Source organism: Lentzea sp. NPDC058436 (genome assembly GCF_042721515.1).
GTDB lineage: Bacteria > Actinomycetota > Actinomycetes > Mycobacteriales > Pseudonocardiaceae > Lentzea.
Window position 1 is genome coordinate 13,033 of the sequence record NZ_JBHXLF010000023.1, and the last position, 22,075, is coordinate 35,107.

20 protein-coding genes are annotated in these 22,075 nt (G+C 69.8%); 8 read left to right on the forward strand and 12 right to left on the reverse strand.

What is annotated here, in order from left to right:
• Positions 1-19 precede the first annotated feature (19 nt).
• From ACFWN2_RS39910 to ACFWN2_RS39920, 3 genes are read left to right on the forward strand one after another with little or no spacing between them, the layout of a single operon-like run.
• Positions 20-1,516, forward strand: a complete 1,497-nt coding sequence (locus tag ACFWN2_RS39910; protein WP_382435768.1) for a sensor histidine kinase — start codon at positions 20-22, stop codon at positions 1,514-1,516.
• Positions 1,513-2,991 carry a sensor histidine kinase gene (locus ACFWN2_RS39915; protein WP_382435769.1) on the forward strand — a complete coding sequence of 493 codons (1,479 nt, stop codon included), beginning with the start codon at positions 1,513-1,515 and terminating at the stop codon, positions 2,989-2,991. Before ACFWN2_RS39910 ends, ACFWN2_RS39915 begins: the two co-directional genes overlap by 4 nt.
• A gap of 10 nt (positions 2,992-3,001) precedes the next feature.
• Positions 3,002-3,643 (forward strand): response regulator, encoded by a 642-nt coding sequence (locus tag ACFWN2_RS39920; protein ID WP_382435770.1) that lies wholly within the window; start codon positions 3,002-3,004, stop codon positions 3,641-3,643.
• On the opposite strand, the gene sthA is transcribed toward ACFWN2_RS39920, so the two are convergent.
• Together sthA and ACFWN2_RS39930 are read right to left on the reverse strand one after the other, a co-directional pair.
• Positions 3,644-5,059 carry a Si-specific NAD(P)(+) transhydrogenase gene (sthA, locus tag ACFWN2_RS39925; RefSeq protein WP_382435771.1) on the reverse strand — a complete coding sequence of 472 codons (1,416 nt, stop codon included), beginning with the start codon at positions 5,057-5,059 and terminating at the stop codon, positions 3,644-3,646. It lies immediately after the preceding gene.
• Positions 5,060-5,069: 10 nt separating this feature from the next.
• On the reverse strand, positions 5,070-6,074 hold the full coding sequence (locus ACFWN2_RS39930; RefSeq protein WP_382435772.1) for a hypothetical protein: 1,005 nt from the start codon (positions 6,072-6,074) through the stop codon (positions 5,070-5,072).
• A 146-nt stretch (positions 6,075-6,220) separates the two neighbouring features.
• Here ACFWN2_RS39930 and ACFWN2_RS39935 point away from each other — a divergent pair, with 146 nt between their 5' ends.
• Complete coding sequence (locus tag ACFWN2_RS39935) at positions 6,221-6,889, forward strand: DNA alkylation repair protein (RefSeq protein WP_382435773.1); 669 nt, start codon at positions 6,221-6,223, stop codon at positions 6,887-6,889.
• 11 nt (positions 6,890-6,900) lie between these two features.
• Positions 6,901-7,464, forward strand: coding sequence for a GNAT family N-acetyltransferase (locus ACFWN2_RS39940; RefSeq protein ID WP_382435774.1), 564 nt, complete (start codon positions 6,901-6,903; stop codon positions 7,462-7,464).
• On the opposite strand, the gene ACFWN2_RS39945 is transcribed toward ACFWN2_RS39940, so the two are convergent.
• From ACFWN2_RS39945 to pheS, 3 genes are all read right to left on the reverse strand, one after another.
• A complete protein-coding gene (locus ACFWN2_RS39945) occupies positions 7,433-7,930 on the reverse strand; it encodes a hypothetical protein (protein ID WP_382435775.1) in 498 nt (165 codons plus the stop codon). The genes ACFWN2_RS39940 and ACFWN2_RS39945 overlap by 32 nt on opposite strands.
• 440 nt (positions 7,931-8,370) lie before the next feature.
• Positions 8,371-10,848, reverse strand: a complete 2,478-nt coding sequence (gene pheT / locus ACFWN2_RS39950) for a phenylalanine--tRNA ligase subunit beta (RefSeq protein ID WP_382435776.1) — start codon at positions 10,846-10,848, stop codon at positions 8,371-8,373.
• Positions 10,849-10,852: 4 nt separating this feature from the next.
• Positions 10,853-11,920 (reverse strand): phenylalanine--tRNA ligase subunit alpha, encoded by a 1,068-nt coding sequence (gene pheS / locus ACFWN2_RS39955; protein ID WP_382435777.1) that lies wholly within the window; start codon positions 11,918-11,920, stop codon positions 10,853-10,855.
• A gap of 134 nt (positions 11,921-12,054) precedes the next feature.
• Between pheS and ACFWN2_RS39960 the strand changes: the two genes are divergently transcribed.
• A complete protein-coding gene (locus ACFWN2_RS39960; RefSeq protein WP_382435778.1) occupies positions 12,055-13,818 on the forward strand; it encodes an HSP90 family protein in 1,764 nt (587 codons plus the stop codon).
• A 2-nt stretch (positions 13,819-13,820) separates the two neighbouring features.
• On the forward strand, positions 13,821-16,523 hold the full coding sequence (locus tag ACFWN2_RS39965) for a hypothetical protein (protein ID WP_382435779.1): 2,703 nt from the start codon (positions 13,821-13,823) through the stop codon (positions 16,521-16,523).
• 41 nt (positions 16,524-16,564) lie between these two features.
• On the opposite strand, the gene ACFWN2_RS39970 is transcribed toward ACFWN2_RS39965, so the two are convergent.
• On the reverse strand, positions 16,565-17,023 hold the full coding sequence (locus ACFWN2_RS39970) for a YybH family protein (RefSeq protein WP_382435780.1): 459 nt from the start codon (positions 17,021-17,023) through the stop codon (positions 16,565-16,567).
• 14 nt (positions 17,024-17,037) lie between these two features.
• On the reverse strand, positions 17,038-17,970 hold the full coding sequence (locus tag ACFWN2_RS39975; protein WP_382435781.1) for an alpha/beta hydrolase family protein: 933 nt from the start codon (positions 17,968-17,970) through the stop codon (positions 17,038-17,040).
• Positions 17,971-18,102: 132 nt separating this feature from the next.
• Between ACFWN2_RS39975 and ACFWN2_RS39980 the strand changes: the two genes are divergently transcribed.
• Positions 18,103-18,996, forward strand: coding sequence for a LysR family transcriptional regulator (locus tag ACFWN2_RS39980; RefSeq protein WP_382435782.1), 894 nt, complete (start codon positions 18,103-18,105; stop codon positions 18,994-18,996).
• Here the strand turns inward: ACFWN2_RS39980 and ACFWN2_RS39985 are convergent.
• The 5 genes from ACFWN2_RS39985 to infC form a co-directional block, all read right to left on the reverse strand.
• Positions 18,985-19,872: a S41 family peptidase gene (locus tag ACFWN2_RS39985; RefSeq protein ID WP_382435783.1), complete on the reverse strand. Its 888-nt coding sequence runs from the start codon at positions 19,870-19,872 to the stop codon at positions 18,985-18,987. The genes ACFWN2_RS39980 and ACFWN2_RS39985 overlap by 12 nt on opposite strands.
• A 36-nt stretch (positions 19,873-19,908) precedes the next feature.
• Positions 19,909-20,751, reverse strand: coding sequence for a TrmH family RNA methyltransferase (locus ACFWN2_RS39990; RefSeq protein ID WP_382435861.1), 843 nt, complete (start codon positions 20,749-20,751; stop codon positions 19,909-19,911).
• Positions 20,748-21,137, reverse strand: a complete 390-nt coding sequence (rplT, locus tag ACFWN2_RS39995) for a 50S ribosomal protein L20 (protein ID WP_382435784.1) — start codon at positions 21,135-21,137, stop codon at positions 20,748-20,750. The genes ACFWN2_RS39990 and rplT overlap by 4 nt, the downstream gene beginning before the upstream one ends.
• 78 nt (positions 21,138-21,215) lie before the next feature.
• Entirely contained in the window at positions 21,216-21,410 is a 195-nt protein-coding gene (rpmI, locus tag ACFWN2_RS40000; RefSeq protein ID WP_086663968.1) for a 50S ribosomal protein L35, read from the reverse strand.
• Between the two features lie 50 nt (positions 21,411-21,460).
• Positions 21,461-22,072, reverse strand: coding sequence for a translation initiation factor IF-3 (infC, locus tag ACFWN2_RS40005; protein ID WP_285639322.1), 612 nt, complete (start codon positions 22,070-22,072; stop codon positions 21,461-21,463).
• Positions 22,073-22,075 lie beyond the last annotated feature (3 nt).

The following is a 22,075-nucleotide window of genomic DNA, read 5'->3' on the forward strand; positions in this document are numbered from 1 at the left end:
GTCGACCATGATGATCAGCGTGGACGTGAAGCTGCGCGACGGGCTGTGGACGGCCGGCGCCTTCGTTCTGGCGCTGTTGTCGCTGTTCGCGCCGCTCGGCAGGCCGGTGGAGCCGTGGCTGATCGTCGTCTCGGCGGTGTGGGCGGCCGCGCTGGTGCCGATCAGCGCGCGGTGGCCGCGCTGGGCGATCGTGCTCACCACTCCCCTGCACGGCGTGAACAACCTGCTCGCGGTGGCACCGACGTCACTCGTGATCTTCCGGTCGGCGCGGTCGATGCGCTCGCCGTGGCAGGTGGTCGCGGTGGTCGGTGCCAGCGCGGTGCTGCAGGCCGGGTTCGGCGCCCTGCACTCGTGGCGGGTGGGCAACAGCCTCACCGAGTTCCTGCTCGACACCGCGTTCACCGTGCTGTTCCTGCTGGTCTTCCCCGCCGTGGCCGGTGCGCTCGTCGGACACCGCAAGCCACTCACCCAGGTGTTGATGGAACGAAACGACTACCTGGAACACACGCGCGTGCTGACCGCGAACACCACGAGGTCCGCGACGCGCGCGCACATCGCAAGCGAGATGCACGACATGCTCAGCCACCGGCTCCGGCAGCTGACCGCGCACGCGGGCGCACTGGAGCGGTCCGCCGCCGAGCAGGCCCCTGAGCTGCGCGAACAGGTCGAGCTGATCCGCAAGACGTCCGCCGTGGCGATGGACGAACTGCGCGAGATCCTCGGCGTGCTCGGCACCTCCGCCGACGCCGACGAGGACGCCGGTACGCGCACGGACGTCGAACGGCTCGTGGCCGCGTCGGCATCAGCAGGCGTGTCCGTGCACCTGGACTGGTCAGGACCTGATCTGGCCGATGCCGACGCACGGCTGCGCAGGGCCGTTCATCGGGTCGTGCGCGAAGCACTCACGAACGTGCACAAACATGCGCCGTCGGCTCGCACCCGCGTGTCCGTGGTCGTCGCGGACCGGGTGAAGGTCGAGGTGCTCAACGCGCCCAGCGGCGAACCCCGGGGCGGCGGCACGCGTCGTGGGCTGATCGGGCTGGAGGAACGCGTCGAGCTGATCGGCGGCACGTTCCTCGCCGGGGTGCCGCTCGGAGGCGGGTTCCAGGTGACGGCCGACCTGCCGGCGCACCCGGTCGTGCAGGACGAGGCGGGTGCGGCGGGCGCCGTGGCGGAGGCACCGCCCCCGATCACCGCCGAGATCCTCACGATGCCGCGCGTGATCGGCAGCGGCTGCCTCGGCACGCTCGCCGTCATCCCGGCGCTGGGCACGGCGATGGTCCTGCTCATCATCGCGATCTTCAGCCGCACCGAGATCAGTCCGCAGGAGTACGCGGCCTTCCAGGAGTCGGTCACGCACGAGCAGGAGGTCACCGAGACGTTCGGCTTCGGCGTGCTGTCGGGCAACCCCGGCTGCTACCGCTACCACCTGCGCGACTCGGACGACCGGGACGTCGAGCTCTGCTTCGGCAGGGACGACGGCCTGCTGACCACGAAGAGGGAGCTCGCACGATGAGGTTCGTCTGGCCGTCGCTCGCGTTCCTCGTCGGGCTCGTGCCGCTGATCGCCCCGCTGGCGCCGATCCCGCACCCGTTGCTGACCATCGCCAGCGCGTTGTGGATCGCCGCTCTCGTGTGGTTCGCGCCGAGCAGGCCGGAGTGGGCGTTGCTGCTCACGGCCCCTCTCTTCGCGATCAACAACCTCTGGGCGATGTCCCTCACGGCGTTCGTCGTCTTCGCCGCGTCCCGGCGCGTGCCGCGGCTCGGCAGGCTGTGGGCGCTGCTGGGCGTGACGACGCTCCTGCAGACGGCGTTCGGCCTCTTCCAGGTCTACGACAACTCGCCGCTGTGGCAGACCCTGGTCGGCGGTTTCTTCGGGTCGGCGTTCTTCGTGGTCTTCCCCGCCGTCTCCGGCATGCTGCTCGGCCGCCGCAGGCCCATGGTCCGGCTCCTGCGGGAACGCAACGAGTACCTGGAACGCGCCCGCGCGCTGACCGCCGCCTCCGCCCGTTCCGAGGAACGCGCGCACATCGCCGGCGAGATGCACGACATGCTGGGCCACCGCCTGAGCCTGATCTCCATCCACGCCGGGGCGCTGGAACTCGCGACCGCGACGAAGGCGCCCCAGCTGCACGAGCAGGCCGAGCTGATCCGCACCACGTCGTCGCTCGCGATGGCCGAGCTGCGCGAGATCCTCGGCGTGCTGCGCACCAACCCCGAACCCGAGTCGCTCGACGAGGACACCGGCACCAGGTCCGACATCACCGCGCTGGTCGAGAGCTCGGTGAACGCGGGCATCACCGTCTCGCTCGACTGGTCCGGCGACGACCTGCACGGCGCCGACCCGCGCACCCGCCGCGCCGTGCACCGGGTGGTCCGCGAGGCCCTGACCAACCTCCACAAGCACGCCCCCGCCGCACGGGCACGGGTGCAGGTGGCGGTCCAGGCGGGCAGGGCGCGCATCCAGGTGCTGAACGGCCCGTCCACCGCGGTGCCCGGCAAGGGCACCCGGCGCGGCCTGATCGGCCTGGAGGAACGCGTCGGGCTGCTCGGCGGCTCGTTCACCGCGGGCCCGCCGCCCGAGGGAGGGTTCCGGGTGGCGGCGGACGTCCCGCTGCACCCGCCCACGCAGGCGGAGCAGGCGGCCACCGAGGTCGCCGAGGTGCCCCCGCCGCTCGCCGCCGAGGTGCTGACCGTGCCGCGCGTGCTGGGCGGCGGCTGCCTCGGGTTGCTGGCGCTGGTGCCCATCGTCGGCGCGCTGACCGTGCTGCTGCTCTTCGCGTTGCTGAACACCAGCCAGATGAACGCGCCGTACTTCGACTCCCTGAAGGTGGGCGTCACCCCGGAGGACGAGGTGATGGACCAGTTCGGCGTCGGACAGCTCGGCGTGGACGGGTGCTCGCGGTACCGGACCTCGCACAACGCCGAACTGCTCTACAAGCTGTGCTTCCGCGACGGCAGGCTGCAGTCGAAGGAGCAGGAGAGGCCGTAGGGTGCGGGGCGTGATCCGAGTGCTCATCGCCGACGACGAAACGCTCATGCGCGCCGGCATCCGGCTGATCCTGGAGAACGACCCGGACATCACCGTCGTGGCCGAGGCGAGCGACGGCAGGCAGGCCGTGGAGCTGACGCTGAAGCACTCGGTCGACGTCGCGCTGCTCGACATCCGCATGCCGGGCGGGGACGGGTTGAAGGCGGCGGAGCAGATCGCGTCGAGGGTCAACGTCGTCATGCTCACGACGTTCGGCGAGGACTCCTACGTGGCGCAGGCGCTGAAGGTCGGCGCGACCGGGTTCCTGCTCAAGGACACCCCTCCGCAGGAGCTGATCAACGCCGTGCGCAAGGCCGCGCAGGGCGAACCGATCCTCGCCCCGCAGATCACCAAGCGCCTCATCGAGAAGCACCTCGTCGCACCCGACGACGGCACGGAGGCGCGCCGCAAGATCGACGCGCTGACCGAGACCGAACGCAACGTGCTCAAGCTCGTGGGTGAGGGGCTGTCCAACACCGAGATCGGCGAGCAGCTCTTCATGGCGACCGGCACGGTGAAGGCGCACATCAGCCGGATCCTGCCCAAGCTGGAGGTCACCAACCGCGTGCAGGCCGCCATCGTGGCTCACGACGGCGGCCTGACCCGGTCGTGATCACCTGGTCGTGAAGCGCTCCAGCGCACGGATCTTGTTCGTGGCGTCCAGCGCCGCGATCTTGTACGCCTCGGACAGCGTCGGGTAGTTGAAGACCGTGTCGACCAGGTAGTCGACCGTGCCGCCGCAGCCCATCACGGCCTGGCCGATGTGCACGAGGTCCGTGGCGCCGGTGCCGAACACGTGCACGCCGAGGATCTTGCGGTCCACAGTGGACACCAGCAGCTTCAGCATGCCGTACGCGTCGCCGACGATCTGGCCGCGTGCGAGCTCGCGGTAGCGGGAGATGCCGATCTCGTACGGCACGGCGGACGACGTCAGCTCGGCTTCCGTGGCGCCGCAGTAGGAGATCTCGGGGATCGTGTAGATGCCGATCGGCTGCAACGAGGTCAGCTCGTGCACCGGCTCGCCGAACGCGTGGTACGCGGCCAGCCTGCCCTGGTCCATCGACGTCGCGGCCAGCGCCGGGAAGCCGATCACGTCGCCGACGGCGTAGATGTGCTCGACCGGCGTGCGGTAGTGCTCGTCGACGGACAGGCGCCCGCGGTTGTCGGCTTCAAGACCGGCCGCGGCGAGGTCGAGCTTCTCGGTCGTGCCCTGGCGGCCCGCCGAGTACATGACGGCGGCGGCCGGGATGCGCTTGCCCGACGCGAGCGTCGTGACCGTGCCGCCGTCGGAGACCTGGACGTTCACGACCTTCTCACCGAAGCGGAACGTGACGGCCTGGTCGCGCAGGTGGAACTTCAGCGACTCCACGATCTCCGGGTCGCAGAAGTCGAGCATCCGCTCGCGCTGCTCCACGACCGTGACGCGGGTGCCGAGCGCCGCGAACATCGACGCGTACTCGATGCCGATCACGCCCGCGCCGACCACGACCAGTGACGACGGGATCTCGGTGAGTGCGAAGACCTCGTCGGAGTCGAGGATCCGCTCCTCGTCGAAGTCCACGACGGACGGACGCGCGGGCGTCGTGCCGGTCGCGATCACGATGAACTCGCCGGTGATCGTCGTGTGGTCGCCGCGGTGGGCCCCGTCCACGGCGATGGTGTGCTCGTCGAGGAACCGGCCGAACCCGTTGAGCAGGTCGACGCCGTTGCGGTGCAGCTGCGCGCGCACGACCTGGACCTCGCGGCCGATGACGTGCTGCGTGCGGGCCATCAGGTCGGTGATCGTGATGTCCTGCTTGACGCGGTAGCTGGCGCCGTACAGCTCGCGCTGGCTCATGCCCGTCAGGAACATGACGGCTTCGCGCAGCGTCTTCGACGGGATCGTGCCCGTGTTCGTGCAGACGCCGCCGATCATCTCCTGCTTGTCGATGATGGCCACGCGCTTGCCCAGTTTCGCACCCGCGATCGCCGCTTTCTGGCCGCCAGGACCAGAGCCGATGACGATCAGGTCGTAGTCGTACGGCGTCATGGTCAGCAGCCTACTTCGACGGCTGCGATTCCACGGAGGAACTCGTGAACGGCAGCAGGTCGATCAGGCGGGTCGTGGCGCGGTACTCGGCGACGCGGTCCGCGAACGGCCGCTGCACGATCCTGTGCACGGCGTCGCTGCTCAGCCGCTCGTAGGCGGGCACCGTGTCGTTGCTCAGGAAGTCCCAGCGGGCCACCCGGTCCGCGTAGTTGAACGCCGGCAGCGGACCGCCGAACAACGGCCGGTACTGCGCCGGCGTCTTCCCGCCCGGCACCGGCATCGGCCCGGCGACCGTGATCGCGTACGTGACGATCTCACCGGGTGGCAGCAACCTCGACCGCATGCGGTTGAACTGGTCCGCGATCACCAGGTTCTGCTCGCGCGAGGAGAACTCCATGACCGCCTGCGCCGGGTCCTCCCACGCCGCGGTGGTGTCCGCGTCGATGAGGCCCGCGTCGCGCATCTCCCGGACGGCGTCGACCCCGCCGTGCAGGTACGCGGCGTGCATCGCGCCCAGGTCCATGAAGATGTGCTTCTGCATCGCCATCAGCATCGTCGAGAACCAGCGCAGCTCCGGCACCGAGCCGAGGTCCAGCATTCCGGCGGCGAACGCGGGCGCGCCGATGTTCGCGAACCCCATCCACCGCAACGTGTCCGGGTGCGTCAGGTAGAGCCTCGCGTAGAAGTCGTAGACGGCGAAGATCACGGACCGGTTCGCGGCGGCGGTGCGCTGGGGGTCCCACTCGGACAGGTTCACGCCCGCGTCCTCGGCGGCGCGGACGATCCAGTACTGCCACAGCAACGCCTTGAACCTCACCGGCGAGATGCCCTCCGCGCGGTATCCGGCCAGTGACTGCTCGATCGTGGCGCGGTCGGTCGGCAGGTCGGGGTGCACTCCACCCCGCTGTTCGCCGTTTCCGTTCACCAGCGGCAGATCCAGATAACCCACCGCGTCCGCTTTGGTGGCGCCCATGCTGCCGAGCACGAGCGCCGCCACGACCATGAGCACACGCATGAGCGCGAACTGTATAGGGGCCGAGCATCCTTTCCGTTCACAGAAGCGCCCGGTCAAGTGATGTTTTGCTGGTTCGTTAGCACTTTCGGTACCGATGGGGCCATAAATCTCAACAGGGCTACTCCTAATGCCTATACCGTTTGGACGTGACTCTTGAGGTTTCCTTGATCAAAGCGGTCAGAACGGGGCTGGAGGAGCTCGCGGATCCCGTGAAGGCGCCGGAGATGCAGGCGTACATGAAGTCCGACATGCCGTTCCTCGGCGTGCAGAAACCGGGACGCGTGACGTTGCTCAAGTCGTTGCCCCGGTTGCACGACCGGGACGAGTGGCTCGACGCCGTGCGGACGTTGTGGCGCGAGGCGACCTATCGCGAAGAGCGCTACATCGCGTTGTCGTTGAGCGGGGACAAGCGCTTTCAGTCCGTTGATCTGCTGCCGTGGTTCGACGAGATGATCGTGACCGGCGCGTGGTGGGACTACGTCGACGAGATCGCGTCGAAACGCGTCGGGCCGTTGCTGCGGACGGATCCGGGCGTCGTGCGGCCGTTGATGGTGAAGTGGTCGCGCGACGCGGACAAATGGCGGCGGCGGACGTCGGTGATCTGCCAGCTCGGGTTCAAGGGCGCGACGGACGTGGAGCTGCTGACGGCGTGCGTGGACGCGAACGCGGACGATTCCGACTTCTTCCTGCGCAAGGGGATCGGGTGGGCGCTGCGGGAGTTCGCGAAGACCGAGCCGGGGTGGGTGCGCGCGTTCGTGGAGGCGCGGCCGGGGTTGTCGCCGTTGTCACGGCGAGAGGCGCTCAAGCACCTCTAGGGTCAGTCCTCATGGAAGGGAAACACGTCCGGCTCGAACCGCTGTCGCTGGACCACGCCGAGGAACTGTTCGACGCCACCCGCGACCCGGAGATCTGGACGTGGCTGCTGAGCCTGCGGCCGTCCTCGGTCGACGACATGCGCGAGTGGGTCGCCGCCGCGATCGTGTCGCGGGAGGCGTTCGCGCAGATCGAGGTCGCCACCGGGCGCGTCGTCGGGACCACCTCGTTCTACGAGGCCTCGCCGGAGCACCGCAGGCTCGTGATCGGCTACACGATCGTCGGCAGGGAGTGGCAGGGCACGGCGATCAACCCCGAGGCCAAGCTGCTGTTGCTGACCGAGGCGTTCGACGTGCGCGGCGCGCTGCGGGTCGGCTGGTACACCGACGCGGCGAACGTGCGGTCGCAGCGGGCGATCGAGAAGCTCGGTGCCGTGAAGGAGGGCGTGCTGCGGGCGAACATCACGCGGCCGGACGGCACTCAGCGGGACACGGTCGTCTACTCGATGGTGCCGTCGGAGTGGCCGGCGGCGCGCGAGCGGCTGGCTAGCCGTGTTTCGCGCGGCCCGAGTAGGTGAGCGGGAAGACGAGCTCGGCGCACTCCGCCGGCACGTCCTGCGCGACCTCGACCTTCATGGCGACCTCGACCGCACCACCGGCGGGGATCTCCACGATGTCGGTGAGCGGCACGACGGTCAGCACACCGGCCGGGCACCCCTCGACGCGCTGCTGGGTGGCGTCGAGCGGCTGACCGGGAACGGCGGACAGGCTCTCGACGATGATCACGACCGGGTTCGGGTTGGACAGGCGCACCTTGCGCTCGCCCACCGCGCCCGGCGTGAGCTCGACGGGGGCGCCGGAGATGTCGTTGATCTCGAACGGCTTGAGCTGCTGCATGCCGGACTCGCCGCTGCTCACGGAGTACGCCATCGCCGGCTTCTGCGGCTCCGGCCACGTCAGGTGCATGGCAGCCACGACCGCCGCACCGAGCATGAGGATCGTCAAGGACACGGCGATCTCAAGGCGCGGACCCAGACTACGCATGGCGCAACTCTCCAGAGTTGTTGCTCCCAGGCGGTGGGTTCGCCTCTAGCTCCCCACCGGACCGGCGACCAACTCGCCCGGTGGTTCATCGCTTCGCCCCTCGGCCCTAGCGGGCCGCGTTGCCAATCTTGGAGAAGCTTCACCTAGTGCGCAAGCGTCCGACGGGCGCCGATTTCCCCCTGTAATGGAGGACTTTTGGCACCTTGACAGCTACGCAGGGCTACCACCTGCTGGTTTGATCCCAAATCCCGTCGCGCGGGATTCACCCGATCGAGCGAACCTTTTACGGGCAGTTCATGAATGACACGTCAGCTGGACTCTGCATCAGCCCGTTTCTGTGTTTGACACAGTACTGCGTACATAAGGACTTCCCGGTACCGACACACGAGAAAGGCCCGGGACTCCCGCAGGGGAGTCCCGGGCCTCTCCACAGAGGACGATCAGGCGCGCAGTGCCGCGCCCAGGCGTTCCGCGGCGGCGGCGACGGCGGCGTCACGGGCCGTGGTCGCCTCCTCCACCGTCAGCGTGCGGTCCGGCGCGCGGAAGCGCAGCGAGTACGCGAGCGACTTCTTGCCCTCGCCCACCTGCTCACCCGTGTAGACGTCGAACAGGCGGATGTCCTCGAGCAGGTCGCCCGCGGACGCGCCGAGCACCTCGGACACCGACTGCACCGGCACGGAGGCGTCCACGACCAGCGCGACGTCCAGCAGCACCGGCGGGTACGCCGACACCATCGGGGCCGGGCGGTGGTCGTCGAGCGGCAACGCGTCCAGGTCGAGCTCGAACGCCACGGTCCGCTTGGGCAGGCCCAGCTTCTCGACGACCTTCGGGTGCAGCTCACCGGCGTGGCCGACGGGCCAGTCGCCCACGCGCAGCTCGGCGCAGCGGCCGGGGTGCCACGGCAGCAGGTCCGACGCCACGACGCGCAACGTCACGCCGTACGCCTCGCCGACGCGGCGGGCGGCCTCGACGGCGTCCGACCAGTCGGCGATGCGGCCCTTGCCCCACCAGCCGGCCAGCTCGCGGTGGCCCGTGAGCACACCGGCGACGTGCAGCGGCTGGTTCGGCAGCGAGGCCAGCAGCGACGCCACCTCGGCCTCGGTCGGCCTGCGGTCCACGCCCAGCGCCGGCACGGGGACCTGCTGCGCGCGCGGCAGCGTCACCTGGGCGATGTTGTAGAGCGAGACGTCCTTCGCACCGCGGGCCAGGTTGCGCTGCACCGTCTCCAGCAGGCCCGGCAGCAGCGTCGTCGCGAGGACGTTCTTGTCGGCTTCGAGGGGGTTCAGCACGCCGACGGTGTCGCGGCGGACGTCGTCCTCCGCCAGACCGAACGCGTCGAACACCGTCGGGTCGATGAACGGGAACGGCTTGACCTCGACGAACCCGTCCTCGGCGAGCGTGCGCCACACCGTGCGGCGGCGGCGCTGCTGCTCGGTCAGGCCACGACCGGCTGGCGCGGGCGGCAGCACGGACGGGATCGTGTCGTAGCCCTCCAGCCGCAGCACCTCCTCCACCAGGTCGGCGGGCTGCACGAGGTCGGCGCGCCACGTCGGCGGCACGGCCGTGACGATCGTCTGGCCCTCCTCCGAGGTGGTCACGGAGACCTGGCAGCCGATCTGGCCGAGACGGCGGGCGGTGACGCCCCGCTGGTAGCGGACGCCGGCGATGCGGTCGGGCAGGTCGATCGGCATCGACACCGCCTCGGGCAGCGTCGGAGCGCCCACGTCGGTGCGGCCGGGCTTGATCTGGCCCTCGGCGTAGTGGTTGAGCAGCTTCGCGGCGCGTTCGAGGGCCACGGGGGCCAGCGCCGGGTCCACGGTGCGCTCGAAGCGCTTCGCGGCCTCGGACGGCAGCTTGTGACGGCGGACCGTGCGCGCGATGGACGCCGGGTCCCAGTTCGCCGCTTCCAGCAGGATGTCCGAGGAGTTGTCGCCGACCTCGGTCGACGCGCCGCCCATGACACCGGCCAGCGAGATCACGCCCGAGTCGTCGGCGATCACGATGTCGTCGACGTCGAGGGCGCGGACCTGGTCGTCCAGCGTCGTGAGCTTCTCGCCCGCGTGGGCGCGGCGGACCGTCAGCGCGCCCGAGAGCGACGCCGCGTCGAACGCGTGCAGCGGCTGGCCCAGTTCGAGCATCACGTAGTTCGTGACGTCGACGGGCAGCGAGATCGAGCGCATGCCCGCGAGCATCAGGCGGCGGCGCATCCACCACGGCGTCGGCGCCGTCGGGTCGACACCGGTGACGCGGCGCGCGACGAACCGCGAGCAGCCGGGGCGGTCCTCGATGTGGACCGGCCACGCCTCGCCCTCGGGCTCGGGGATCTCGACCGTGCCGGGGTCGCCGAACGGCACGTCCAGCGCGCAGGCGATCTCGCGGGCCAGGCCGCGGACCGAGAACGCGTAACCGCGGTCCGGGGTCGGCGCGAGCTCGATGACGGTGTCGTTCAGGCCGAGCAGCTCCAGCGCGTCGTCGCCGGGCTGCGCGGTGCCGGTGGGCAGCACGAGGATGCCCGAGTGGTCGTCGCCGATGCCGAGCTCGTCGGAGGCGCAGAGCATGCCCTGCGACACGCGGCCGTACGTCTTGCGCTCGGCGATCGAGAACCCGCCGGGCAGCACAGCGCCGGGCAGCGCGACGACGACCGAGTCGCCCTCGACGAAGTTCGTGGCGCCGCAGATGATCTGGTTGGTCTGCTCGGGACCGACCTCGACCTTGCAGTAGCGGATCGGCTTCTTGAACTCGGTGAGCTCCTCGATCTCGACGACGCGACCGGCGACGATCGGGCCGGTCACGGGACCGAGCGGGCTCACCTCCTCGACCTCGATGCCGATGCGCGTGAACGCCTCGGCGAGCTCGTCGGGCGTGGGGACTTCGTCGAAACCGAGGTGTTCGACCAGCCAGCTGACCGGGACTCGCACCGGATCAGGCCTCCGTTCCGAATGGCTGGGTGAAGCGGACGTCGCCCTCGACCATGTCGCGCATGTCGGGCAGGCCGTTGCGGAACTGCAGGGTGCGTTCCAGGCCCATGCCGAACGCGAAGCCGGAGTAGACGTCCGGGTCGACGCCGGTGGCGCGCAGCACGTTGGGGTTGACCATGCCGCAGCCGCCCCACTCGACCCAGCCGGCGCCGCCCTTCTTCTCCGGGAACCACACGTCGACCTCGGCCGACGGCTCGGTGAAGGGGAAGAAGCTCGGGCGCAGGCGGGTCTTCGAGTCCTCGCCGAACATGGAGCGCGCGAACGCGTCCAGGGTGCCCTTGAGGTGGCCCATCGTCAGGCCCTTGTCGACCGCGAGACCCTCGACCTGGTGGAACACCGGGGTGTGCGTCGCGTCGAGCTCGTCGGTGCGGAACGTGCGGCCGGGGCACACGACGTAGACCGGCAGCTCGCGGTCCAGCAGCGTGCGGGCCTGCACGGGCGAGGTGTGGGTGCGCAGCACGAGCTGCGAGTCACCCGGCGCGATGTAGAACGTGTCCTGCATCGAGCGGGCCGGGTGGTCCTTGCCGAAGTTCAGCGCGTCGAAGTTGAACCACTCGGTCTCGAGCTCGGGGCCCTCGGCGATCTCGTAGCCCATGGCCACGAAGACGTCACCGATGCGCTCGGCGAGCGTGGTGATCGGGTGGCGCGCGCCGCGCGGGAAGCGGTCCCAGGGCAGCGTGACGTCGACGGACTCCTCGCGCAGCACCCGCTCGTCGCGCTCGACCTGGAGCACGGCGAAGCGCTCGTCGAACGCGGTCTTGATCGCGGCCTGCGCCTCGTTCACGCGCTTGCCGGCCTCGGCCTTGGCCTTGGGGGGCAGGGCGCCGATCTCGCGGCGGGCCAGCAGCACGGGCGACCGGTCACCGAGGTGGCCGGGCTTGACCGCGGCCAGCGCCTCCAGGTCGGCTGCCCCGGCGAACGCCTCGCGCGCCTTCTGCACGGCCGCGTCGAGGTTCTCGGCCGACAGCGCCGCGACCTGCTTCGGGTCGTACGGGTCGTTGGCTCCGGACATGGTTTGTGGACTGCTCCCAGTCTGACCGACACAGCGGACATCAGTAATGAACAGGCCGATCCTAGTCGGTGCGCTGTTGACCGCTTCGGAGCGTTCCGTTAAAGGGCGGCACCGGCTCCCGTGTCGTCTCTAGGATGGGCGGCATCATGGGGCACACCTTCCGCGTCGACCTGCGCGGCATCATCGACCTGCTCAGCCACCACCTCTACAGCAGCCCTCGCGTCTACGTGCGCGAACTGCTGCAGAACGCCGTCGACGCGATCACGGCGAGGCGCGAGCTCGACCCGTCCTGCCCCGCCGGCGTCACGATCACCTGCGGCCCGGAGCTGACGATCACCGACACCGGCGTGGGGCTCACCGAGTCCGAGGTCCACGAGCTGCTGTCCACGCTCGGCCGGACGTCGAAGCGGGACGACCTGGGGTTCGCCCGCGAGGGGTTCCTCGGCCAGTTCGGCGTCGGCATGCTGTCGTGCTTCCTCGTCGCCTCGTCCGTGACGGTGATCACCCGGTCCGCGCGCGGCGGCCCTGCCGTCCGGTGGGAGGCCGACTCGTCCGGCAACTACACGGTGTCCGTTGTGGACGGTGACGTGCCGGTGGGCACGACGGTGAGGATGAGCGCGTCGCGCGGCAACGAGCACTGGCTCGAAGCGGACGTCGTGCGCCCGCTGGTGGTCGACTACGGCGACCTGCTGCCGGCGGCGGTGACGCTGGACGGCGCCGAGGTCACCCGCGGCGAACGTCCGTGGGACGACGAGGACGCCGATCTCTCCGCGTACTGCGAGCAGGTCTTCGGGTTCACGCCGTTCGAGGCGATCCCGATCGAGGTCGAGGCGGCGGGACTGACCGGGGTGGCGTTCGTGCTGCCGTCCGGTGTCCACCCCGGAACGCGCCAGACGCACCGGGTGTACCTGAAGCGCATGCTGGTCGGCGACAACGTCGAGGGCCTGCTGCCGGACTGGGCGTACTTCGTGCGGTGCGTGGTCGACGCGTCCGCGATCAGGCCGACGGCGTCGCGTGAGTCGCTGTACCAGGACGAGATGCTGCTGGCCGTGCGCGAGGAGCTGGGCGAGCAGATCCGCGACTGGCTGATCAGGCTGGACGCGATCGAACCGCGCCGCGCCGGTGAGCTGCTGGCCGCGCACCACCTCGGCATCAAGTCGCTGGCGCGCTCGGACGACGAGATGCTGCGGCTGGTCGAGCGGTGGCTGCCGTTCGAGACGACCGAGGGCGCGATCCCGTTGCGGCAGTTCAAGCGCAAGCACGGCGCGATCCTCTACATCCCGGACGTCGACGAGTTCCACCAGCTCGCGCCGGTCGCCGCCGCGCAGGGCCTGGGTCTGGTCAACGCGGGCTACGCCTACGACATGGAGCTGCTGAACCGGCTCAGCGCGCTGGACGGCCCGTCCGTCGCGCGCCGGGTGGCACCGACCGAGCTGCTGGCGGCGCTGGCCGATCCCGAGCCGGACGTCGAGGCGGCCCTGAAGCTGCGGCTCTCCGAGGGCGCGGCGGCGCTGGACCGGCACGACTGCGACGCGGTGATCCGCGACTTCGACCCGGTCTCGCTGCCCGCGTTGCTGATCACGAACGCCGAGCAGCAGCGCAGGCTCGACACCGAGCAGACGGCCGAGGAGGTGACGGACCCGTTGTGGGCGGAGCTGTTGGGGCAGCTGACGGCGGGCTCCGACTCGTCACGTCCCGAGCAGCTGGTCCTCAACTGCCGCAACCCGCTCGTGCAGCGGCTGGCGCGGCTGAACGACCCGTCGCTGGTGGAGCTGACGCTCGAATCTCTGTACGTGCACGCCGTTCTGCAGGCTCGGCGGGCGATGCGACCGAAGGACACGGCGGCGCTCAACCGCTCGTTCCTGGAACTTCTCGACCGTGCCGTTGGGGGCAAGTGAACATGGCCGACTTCACCAACGAGGACGCGGAGAAGGCGTTCCTCGACGCGTACAACATGCCGACGGGGATGCCGAAGCACGAGGCGCTGGAACGGGCCGCGCGCATGTCCGACGCGCTCGGGCACCTGCCGCTCGGCGTCTCGTGCCGGACCGCGCTGATCGACTCGGCGTACTACCTGTCGCGCTACGACCTGATGCTCGCGCCGTTCGCGTGGGTGCGGGCCGCGGAGCAGAAGGACCCCGAGGCGTTCAACGAGTACGAGGTCCACGCGCTGAACTGGGCGCACAAGTGGATCGCGACGGGACTGCGGCGCGACCCGAAGTTCTCGCTGGAGCAGCTGCAGGCCGTCATCGGCCAGCTCGCCGACCGCTACGCCCAGCTCGGCTTCTCGGTGCAGCCGGTGCACGGCGCCCGCGCCGAGTACGCCTACCACGTCGGTGACCTGACGGGTCTCGCCGAGCACCTCGGCCGTTATCTCGCAACGGAACGCGGGCCGATGGCGGACTGCGAGGCGTGCGTGGTCGAGGAGCAGGTCTGGATGCTCGCGCGCCTCGGCCGCCACCAGGAGGCCGCCGCGCACGGCTGGGAGGGCCTGTCGGGCAACACCGGCTGCGCCACGCAGCCGCAGGGCATCCTGTCCGCGCTCTTGTGGCCGTTGCTGGAGATCGGCGAGCTGGAGAAGGCCGCGCACGCGCACACCACGGCGTACCGGTTGATCAAGGACGACGACATCACGTCGTACGTGCACGAGCACATCCGGTTCTGCGCGCTGACGGGCAACCTGTCACGCGGCGAGGACGTCCTGCGCCGGTCGCTGCACAAGGTGACGGGCGTGCAGCTGCCCGCCGACGAGATGTCGTTCGCGGAGTGCGCTTCCGTTCTGCTGCAACGGCTTCCGGCGGACACGGTGTTCGAGGTGCCGGCGGTCGGCACGCGGACCGCCGCCGAGCTGCTCGACCGGCTGACGAAGCGGGCGTTGCAGCTGGCCAGGCAGTTCGACGAGCGCAACGGCACGTCCGCCTGGGTCGAGCGGGTCACGAAGTCCTTGGAGCAGGCGGACCACCCGGCCGTCGAGCTCGCCGTGCCCGCCGCCCCGGTGACCGCGCCCGCCGAGGAGTCCGTCGTGTCCGGCGACCCGGTGGAGATCGCCGAGTCGATGGTGTCGCTGTACGACCAGGGCGATTTCGTGAAGGCGCGGCGGATGCTCGACTCGCTGCCCGCGGACATGGACTCGTTGCTGCCGCCCGACCTCGCGGCGCACGCGGGCGTCCGGCGGATGACGACCGGGCTGGTCCCGTTCGACCCCGAGGCGTTCGACCAGCTGCTGACCGCGCTGCCCGCCGACCTCGCGCTGCGCTACCAGGCGCGGCTCGCGATGGGCCTGGAAGGCGGCAGGGAGCTCGCGGAGAAGTGCCTCGCCGAGGCGACGTCCGACTACACGCGGACGGTCGCGGCGCTGACGCTGGCCGAGCTGCTCGACAACGAGCACGCGCACGAACGCGCTGACGAGATGCTCGCCCTGGCGTCCTCTTTGGACGTTCCGGAGCTGCGCGGCCGCGTCGCCGTCGACTCGGCGGAGCACAAGGCGCGGCAACAGGACCTGGAAGGCGCGTACGCGGACGTCCTCACCGCCATGGCGGGCGAGCTGCGGCCGAACGCGCGGTTCGAGGGCTACCGGTTGCAGCTGCGGCTGGAGACCGTGATGCACAAGGTGCCAGAGGCGGTGGCGACGGCACGCGCGTTCGTGGCGGCGTTCCCGCTTCCGGAGTCGGCCGAGGCGCGGTGGTTCCAGGTCGCGGCGATCCAGGAGCTGGACCAGGAGGGCGCCTGCCTGGGCGAGCTGCGCGAGGCCGTGGCGATCTCGCGCGTGCACCTCTCCCCCGGCCACACCGCGCACTTCTGCTTCGCGCTGAGCGGCGGCTACGTGCAGACGGACCGGTTCGTCGAGGCCGCCGAGGTGCTGGAGGAGTCGTTGCGGCTGCTGCAGGACGGCCAGGAGGACCTGCGGCTGCAGGTCGTGTTCCGGCTCGGGCAGGTGTGCCGCAAGCTGGGCGAGCTCCCGGCCGCCGAGCGGTACCTGCGCGAGGCGTCCAGCCTGCTGCCGCCCGAGGAGACGGGGCGCAGGGCGTTCCTGCTCGACGCGCTCGCCTCGGTGCAGGGCCAGCTCGGCAACCACGACGAGGCGATGGCGTCGTGGCGCGCCGGTGCCGCGCTGTGGCAGCAGGAGGGCAACCTCTCCGAGGCCATCGGCTCGCTGGTCGAACTGGCGTCGAGCCTGCCGGACGACGAGGTGAAGGAGACGCGCGCGGCCGTGGACGAGGCCGAGGCGTTGCTGCCGCAGCTAGACGACGAGCGGGAGATCACCCGGCGGCGGGCCGAGATCGCCGCGATCCGCGCGTGGGTGCACGGCCAGGTCGAGGAGTTCGCGCTGGCGATGAAGCAGTACCGCGACGCCGAGGCGCTGGTGGTGTCGCTGGGCGACGAGGGCTGGCGGGTGTTCGTCGTGCTGAAGTCGGCGAACATGCTGCTCAACGCCGGTGACGCGGAGGGCGCGGAGGCCGAGTCGCGGCGGGCTGCATCGCTGCTGCCCGACGACCAGCAGGTCGGGAACGTGCTCTCGATGCTGTCGGAGGCGTTGCGGCGCCAGAACAAGCCGTCTGGCACGGATCCTCTGGTGCGCGAGCTGACCGCCAGGCTGGACTAGCCGTTCTCGGGGCCGGTGGAGCACCACCGGCCCCGTTCACCTCAGCCGAACGGCTTGTCCGGCGAGAGGTGCGTCATCGTCTGCCCGGTCGCGAAGTCGGTCGGCATCGAGACGTGGTCGTGGACCATCAGCCACTCGCCGCCGATCAACCGGAAGCAGTTCGTCGTCCGCACCCAGAAGTCGACCTCCTGGCCGTTCATCGTGCCGGCGAGGCGGGCGAGGAGGCGGGCGAATCCGAGTTCGCCGGATGCGTGCACCCGCATCCCGGAGAACTCGAACTCGAAAGGCCCGTCGAAGGCGGCGAAGAACGCGACCCAGTTCTCGCGCCACATCTCCCCACCGGAGAACTCGATGGGCGGCATGAGGTCGAACGCGGTGAACGCGTCACCGTCCGCGTAGAAGGACATCACCCCGTCGACGTCCTTGGACTTGAACACTTCCCGCCAGTCCAGCATGCGCTGCCTGATCTGGCTTTCGAGCTCCGTTTCGGCAACGGTCACAGTTGTTTCTCCGATCATTTCATGAATTTCGCGAACCAGTCCAGCGCCTGCCGCGGTTCGCGTTGGAAGTGCAGATATCCGTCCCAGCGCGCCGTGGTCCCGCGGATCCAGTGCAGTTCCTTCTCCGCCGGGACGTTGTCGAACATCGACCGGACGTCGGCAGGACGGGTGAGCAGGTCGTCGTGGACCTGGTAGAGGAACGCCGGGACCGTGACGGACTTCGCCGCCTCCACGGGCGAGAGGTCCGCGAGGCCGAACCCCGCGACGGCCCTGATCTCGCGGTCGAGGTCGTCCATCCGGCCGGCCAGCCCGAGCCGTTCGAGAACCCGGGACAGCAGCACGCCGACCGAAAGCGGTTGCGCAGCCACCAAGCAGCGCACATCGCCGAACTGCTCGGGGTGCTCCGCCATCGCGAAGATCGTCGCGTTCGCGCCCTGACACCGGCTGAAGAGCCCGATGCTCATGCCCTTCAGCGCCGTCCGCGCGTACTGGAGCGACCCGATGACGTCGCGCGCCTCGTAGCGGCCGCCGCTGTTGACACCGCCGTTGGCCGGGGCGCTGTGGCCGGAGTTGCGCTCGTCGTAGGTGAGCACGTTGTACCCGGCGTCGTGCAGGATCCGGTAGTCGGGAATGAAATCGACCTCGAAGTCATTTCCGGTGGCCTTTCCGTTCGACTTCCACGGCTCCAAATGCGCCGGGAGCCCGTACCGGTTGAACCAGCGCGGGTGGTTGGCGATGATCAGCCTGTCCGAATCCGCACGCGGGATGAACCACGCCTCCAGTGGAATTCCGTCCTGCGCCGGGAACCACACGCTCTCGAACGCCAAGCCCGCGTCAGCGGGTGTTCTCAGAACCGGCGAACGAAGTGGGCCGAGCACTCCTTCGTGCTGAGCGATCTCCTTCAGGATCTCGGCGATCTCCTCTTCGCTCCGCGTGGGCTGTGTCATGAGAACAGCTATTCACATGGCACCGGCTCACGTCCAAGACCTGATTCGCAACGGCCGATGCGCGACGGCTATCACCGCACCACCGCGCCTTTTTCGCGAATAGAACTATTTCCGCGCGTGTTAGCCTGAGGCATGTCCGAGCCGGTCGTTGATCTCGACCTTCGCCTGGTGCGGTACTTCCTCGCCGTGGCCGAGCACGGCCACTTCGGCAGGGCCGCGGCGGCGTTGCGGGTGGCCCAGCCGTCGCTGTCCCGGCAGATCCACCGGCTGGAGCACGAGCTCGGCGCCCGGCTGATCGACCGCACCCCGCAGGGCAGCAGGCTCACCGAGGCCGGCCGGGTGTTCCTGCTCCAGGCCAGGCCGCTGGTGCAGGCGGCGAACCAGGCCGTGGCCACCGTCCGCGCCTCGACACGGCCCGCGCGGATCACGGTCGGCTACACGCGCGACCTCATCGTCACCCCGGCGGTCCGCGAACTGCGCCACCGCCACCCGGACGCCGACGTGCACACGCTGCACCTGGGGTGGAACGAGCCGCCCACCGCTCTGCTGGAACATCGGGTGGACGCGGTGGTGGCGCGCATGCCGTTCGCCACCACGGGTCTGGAGACAACGCTCCTGTTCGAGGAGCCCAGGGTGCTGGTGGTCTCGGTCGAGCACCGGCTGGCGGGCAAGGAGTCCGTCACCCTCGCCGACATCGCGGACGAGCCCATCGCCCGCATGTCCGACCCGGAGTGGAACGCGTTCTGGCGCATCGACCCCCGTCCGGACGGGCGACCTGCCCCCGACGGGCCGCTGGTCGACACGGTCGAGGACAAGCTGGAGCTCATCGCGGCCAACCAGACGGTGTCCGTCGCCTCGGCGGGCCTGCTCAGCACCAGCCTGCGCCCGGACCTGGCCGTGATCCCGATCGAGGACGTCGCGCCGGCGCAGGTCGTCACCGCCACCCGCGCCGACGACCCCAGCCCCCTCGTCACCGCGTTCCGCGAGATCGCGCAGGCCCAGCTGACGGGCGTTCTAGTGCGGTGAGGCGGTCGCCTTCTCGTAGGCGACGTCGAAGGCCTCGTCGGCGGGCACCGCGATGTGCGGGACGACGCCGACGCCCTCCCAGTTGGTGCCGGAGATCGGGTTGATCGCGCGCCCGTTGGGCACGGCGGACTTGAGGTGCGGGCCGACCCGGTAGCGGTCGCCGGGGTGGGCGCCGCCCTTGGTGGTCTCGCCGATGAGGGTGGCGCGCTCGTTCTGCTGGAGGTTGTAGCTCAGTTCCTCTGCGCCGGAGAACGTGCGGGCGCTGGTGAGGACGTAGACCGGCTTCGTGCCGCCGAACTTCGGGCCCGGCACGTGTGGGAGCGTCCAGAACTGCTGGGTGGAGTCTTCCGGGCGGTTGTAGATGTCGTTGAGGTGCACGGGTTCGTCGAACAGGTAGCTGCAGATCAACGCGACCGTGTGCGGGTCTCCGCCGCCGTTGTTGCGCAGGTCGATGATGAGTGCGTCGGTGTACGCGATCAGGTTCATCGCGGCGATGATCGCGGGGGTGGCGATCTCGGCGTCGTGCAGCAGGCGGAGTTCGAGCAGGCCGACGTTGCCTTCGAGGCGTTCGATCCTGCGGATGCCGTAGGCGTCGAGCTCGGCTTCCTTCTTGTACGCCACCGGGTCCCAGGCCGACTCCTGGCCGGTCTCGGGTACTTCCTCGGCGCTGTGGAGCAGACGCAGGTGCTTGTCGCCGTTGACCGACTGCAGGTCCTCGGTCACCCGCCTGGCGAACTCCTCGTCATCGTCCACATCGGAGTACGCGCCCTCGTCGAGGCGGGTCCGCAGGACTTTCGCGATCTCGTTGGCCGTGTCGGGAAAGACGTAGTAGGAGGCGAGCTGGGAGCAGAGGAGTTCGATCTCGGGTTCGCGCACGGGCGCACAGTAACCGCGCGCCCGGCACCCGTCAGCTCAATTCCGCTGGTCCCTGGCGGAGGCGTAGAGGCACACCGCGGCGGCCGTCGCGAGGTTCAGGCTCTCGGCGGCGCCGTACAGGGGCACCTTCAGCGACGTGTCCAGCTTCGCGACCACGTCGTCGGGCAGGCCGTGGGCCTCGCTGCCGAAGACCCACGCGGTGGGCTGCGCCAGGTCGCCCTGCGCCGAGGCCTCGACGATGTCCTGCTTCGCGTAACCGTCGGCGGCCACGAGCCTCAGGCCGGCCTGGCGGCACGCGGCGAAGACCTCGTCGGCGTCGCGGGAGCGGGCGATCGGCAGGTGGAAGAGCGAGCCGGTGGAGGCGCGCACGCACTTGCCGTTGTGCGGGTCGACCGTGTCGCCCGCGAAGATCACCGCGTCCGCTCCGGCCGCGTCGGCCACGCGCGTGACGGTGCCCGCGTTGCCGGGGTCGGAGATGCCGTGGAGCACCGCGACGAGACGCGGGGTGCCCCGCAGAACCACGTCGAGGGGCTGCGGCACGACGTCGCACACCGCGATGAGCCCCTGCGGCGTCACGGTCTCCGACAGCGACGCGGCGGCCTTGTCGTCGACCTCGCTGATCCGGACGCCCTGGCCCCCCGCTGCCTGGAGCAGTTCGGGGTTGCGGTCCGCGGCCGTCGCCGTGACGAACAGCTCGTGCACCTCGCCGCCCTGCCAGGCCAGTGCTTCGCGCACGGCCTGAGCGCCCTCGACGAGGAAGCGGCCCGCCTTGTCACGGCCCTGGCGGCGAGTCAGGTGGCGAGCAGCAACGACCCGAGGTGTCCGTTCGGTGAACGGAGCTGCCTCGGGTCGGTTACGTCCGCGGTCGTGCTGGCTCAGGCGTTGTCCCCGGCCGGAGCGTTCACGTCGGCCGGGAGCGCCTTGCGGGCGATCTCGACGAGCGCGGTGAAGGCGGTGGCGTCGTGGACGGCGAGGTCCGCGAGGATCTTGCGGTCGACCTCGACACCGCCCAGGCGCAGGCCCTGGATGAGGCGGTTGTAGGTCATGCCGTTCGCACGGGAGGCAGCGTTGATGCGCTGGATCCACAGCTTGCGGAAGTCGCCCTTGCGCGCACGGCGGTCGCGGTACGCGTAGTTGAGCGAGTGGAGCACCTGCTCCTTGGCCTTGCGGTACAGCCGCGAGCGCTGACCGCGGTAACCGCTGGCCAGCTCAAGAACGGTACGACGCTTCTTCTGGGCGTTTACAGCCCGCTTGACGCGTGCCACGGGTACATCCTGTCGATCTCATGGGGAAACCGGCGTCGGGGGCCGGTTTCCCGAATTAGCTGGGGGGTTCGAAGCGGGTCAGAGACCGAGCAGCTTCTTGATGCGCGGGGCGTCGTTCTCCGACACGACCGCGGTGCCGCTCATGCGACGCGTCACCTTGCTGGACTTCTTCTCCAGGATGTGGCGCTTGCCGGCCTTCTCCCGGAGGATCTTGCCGCTGCCGGTGACCTTGAAGCGCTTCGAGGTCCCGCTGTGCGTCTTGTTCTTCGGCATTTCCGTCCTCGTCTCGTGCTACCCACCGGAGTCGGGGGCGGGCGTGCGTCCTACGCCTCTTCCGAAGCGGTGTCGTCCGCCTCGGGTGCGTCGTCGTCGTGCTTGACCACGCGCGGCTTGATGTTCTTGTGCGGCGCCAACACCATGATCATGTTGCGGCCGTCCTGCTTGGGGTTCGACTCGACGAAGCCCAGCTCCGCGACGTCCTCCGCCAGCTTCTGCAAGAGCCTGTAGCCGAGCTCGGGGCGCGACTGCTCGCGACCGCGGAACATGATGGTCACCTTGACCTTGTTCCCGTGCGAGAGGAAGCGGGCCACGTGGCCCTTCTTCGTCTGGTAGTCGTGCGGGTCGATCTTCGGGCGGAGCTTCTGCTCCTTGATGACCGTCAGCTGCTGGTTCCGACGCGACTCGCGAGCCTTCTGCGCGGTCTCGTACTTGAACTTGCCGTAGTCCATGAGCTTGCAGACCGGCGGGCGAGCCTGAGCGGCGACCTCGACGAGGTCGAGATCCGCTTCCTGCGCGAGTCGGAGCGCGTCCTCGATGCGAACGATCCCGACCTGCTCACCATTCGGCCCGACCAGACGAACTTCCGGCACCCGAATGCGGTCGTTGATGCGCGGCTCGGTGCTGACGGGTGCACCGCGGTTCGAGGGACTTGTCATTCA

Bases quoted from the DNA above. Each gene is read 5' to 3' on its own strand.
- ACFWN2_RS39960 (WP_382435778.1), top strand. From the start codon at position 12,055: ATGGGCGGCATCATGGGGCACACCTTCCGCGTCGACCTGCGCGGCATC.
- ACFWN2_RS39980 (WP_382435782.1), top strand. From the start codon at position 18,103: ATGTCCGAGCCGGTCGTTGATCTCGACCTTCGCCTGGTGCGGTACTTC.
- rpmI (WP_086663968.1), bottom strand. From the start codon at position 21,410: ATGCCGAAGAACAAGACGCACAGCGGGACCTCGAAGCGCTTCAAGGTC.
- ACFWN2_RS39915 (WP_382435769.1), top strand. From the start codon at position 1,513: ATGAGGTTCGTCTGGCCGTCGCTCGCGTTCCTCGTCGGGCTCGTGCCG.
- ACFWN2_RS39940 (WP_382435774.1), top strand. From the start codon at position 6,901: ATGGAAGGGAAACACGTCCGGCTCGAACCGCTGTCGCTGGACCACGCC.
- ACFWN2_RS39930 (WP_382435772.1), bottom strand. From the start codon at position 6,074: ATGCGTGTGCTCATGGTCGTGGCGGCGCTCGTGCTCGGCAGCATGGGC.
- ACFWN2_RS39965 (WP_382435779.1), top strand. From the start codon at position 13,821: ATGGCCGACTTCACCAACGAGGACGCGGAGAAGGCGTTCCTCGACGCG.
- pheS (WP_382435777.1), bottom strand. From the start codon at position 11,920: ATGTCCGGAGCCAACGACCCGTACGACCCGAAGCAGGTCGCGGCGCTG.
- ACFWN2_RS39945 (WP_382435775.1), bottom strand. From the start codon at position 7,930: ATGCGTAGTCTGGGTCCGCGCCTTGAGATCGCCGTGTCCTTGACGATC.
- infC (WP_285639322.1), bottom strand. From the start codon at position 22,072: ATGACAAGTCCCTCGAACCGCGGTGCACCCGTCAGCACCGAGCCGCGC.
- ACFWN2_RS39975 (WP_382435781.1), bottom strand. From the start codon at position 17,970: ATGACACAGCCCACGCGGAGCGAAGAGGAGATCGCCGAGATCCTGAAG.
- sthA (WP_382435771.1), bottom strand. From the start codon at position 5,059: ATGACGCCGTACGACTACGACCTGATCGTCATCGGCTCTGGTCCTGGC.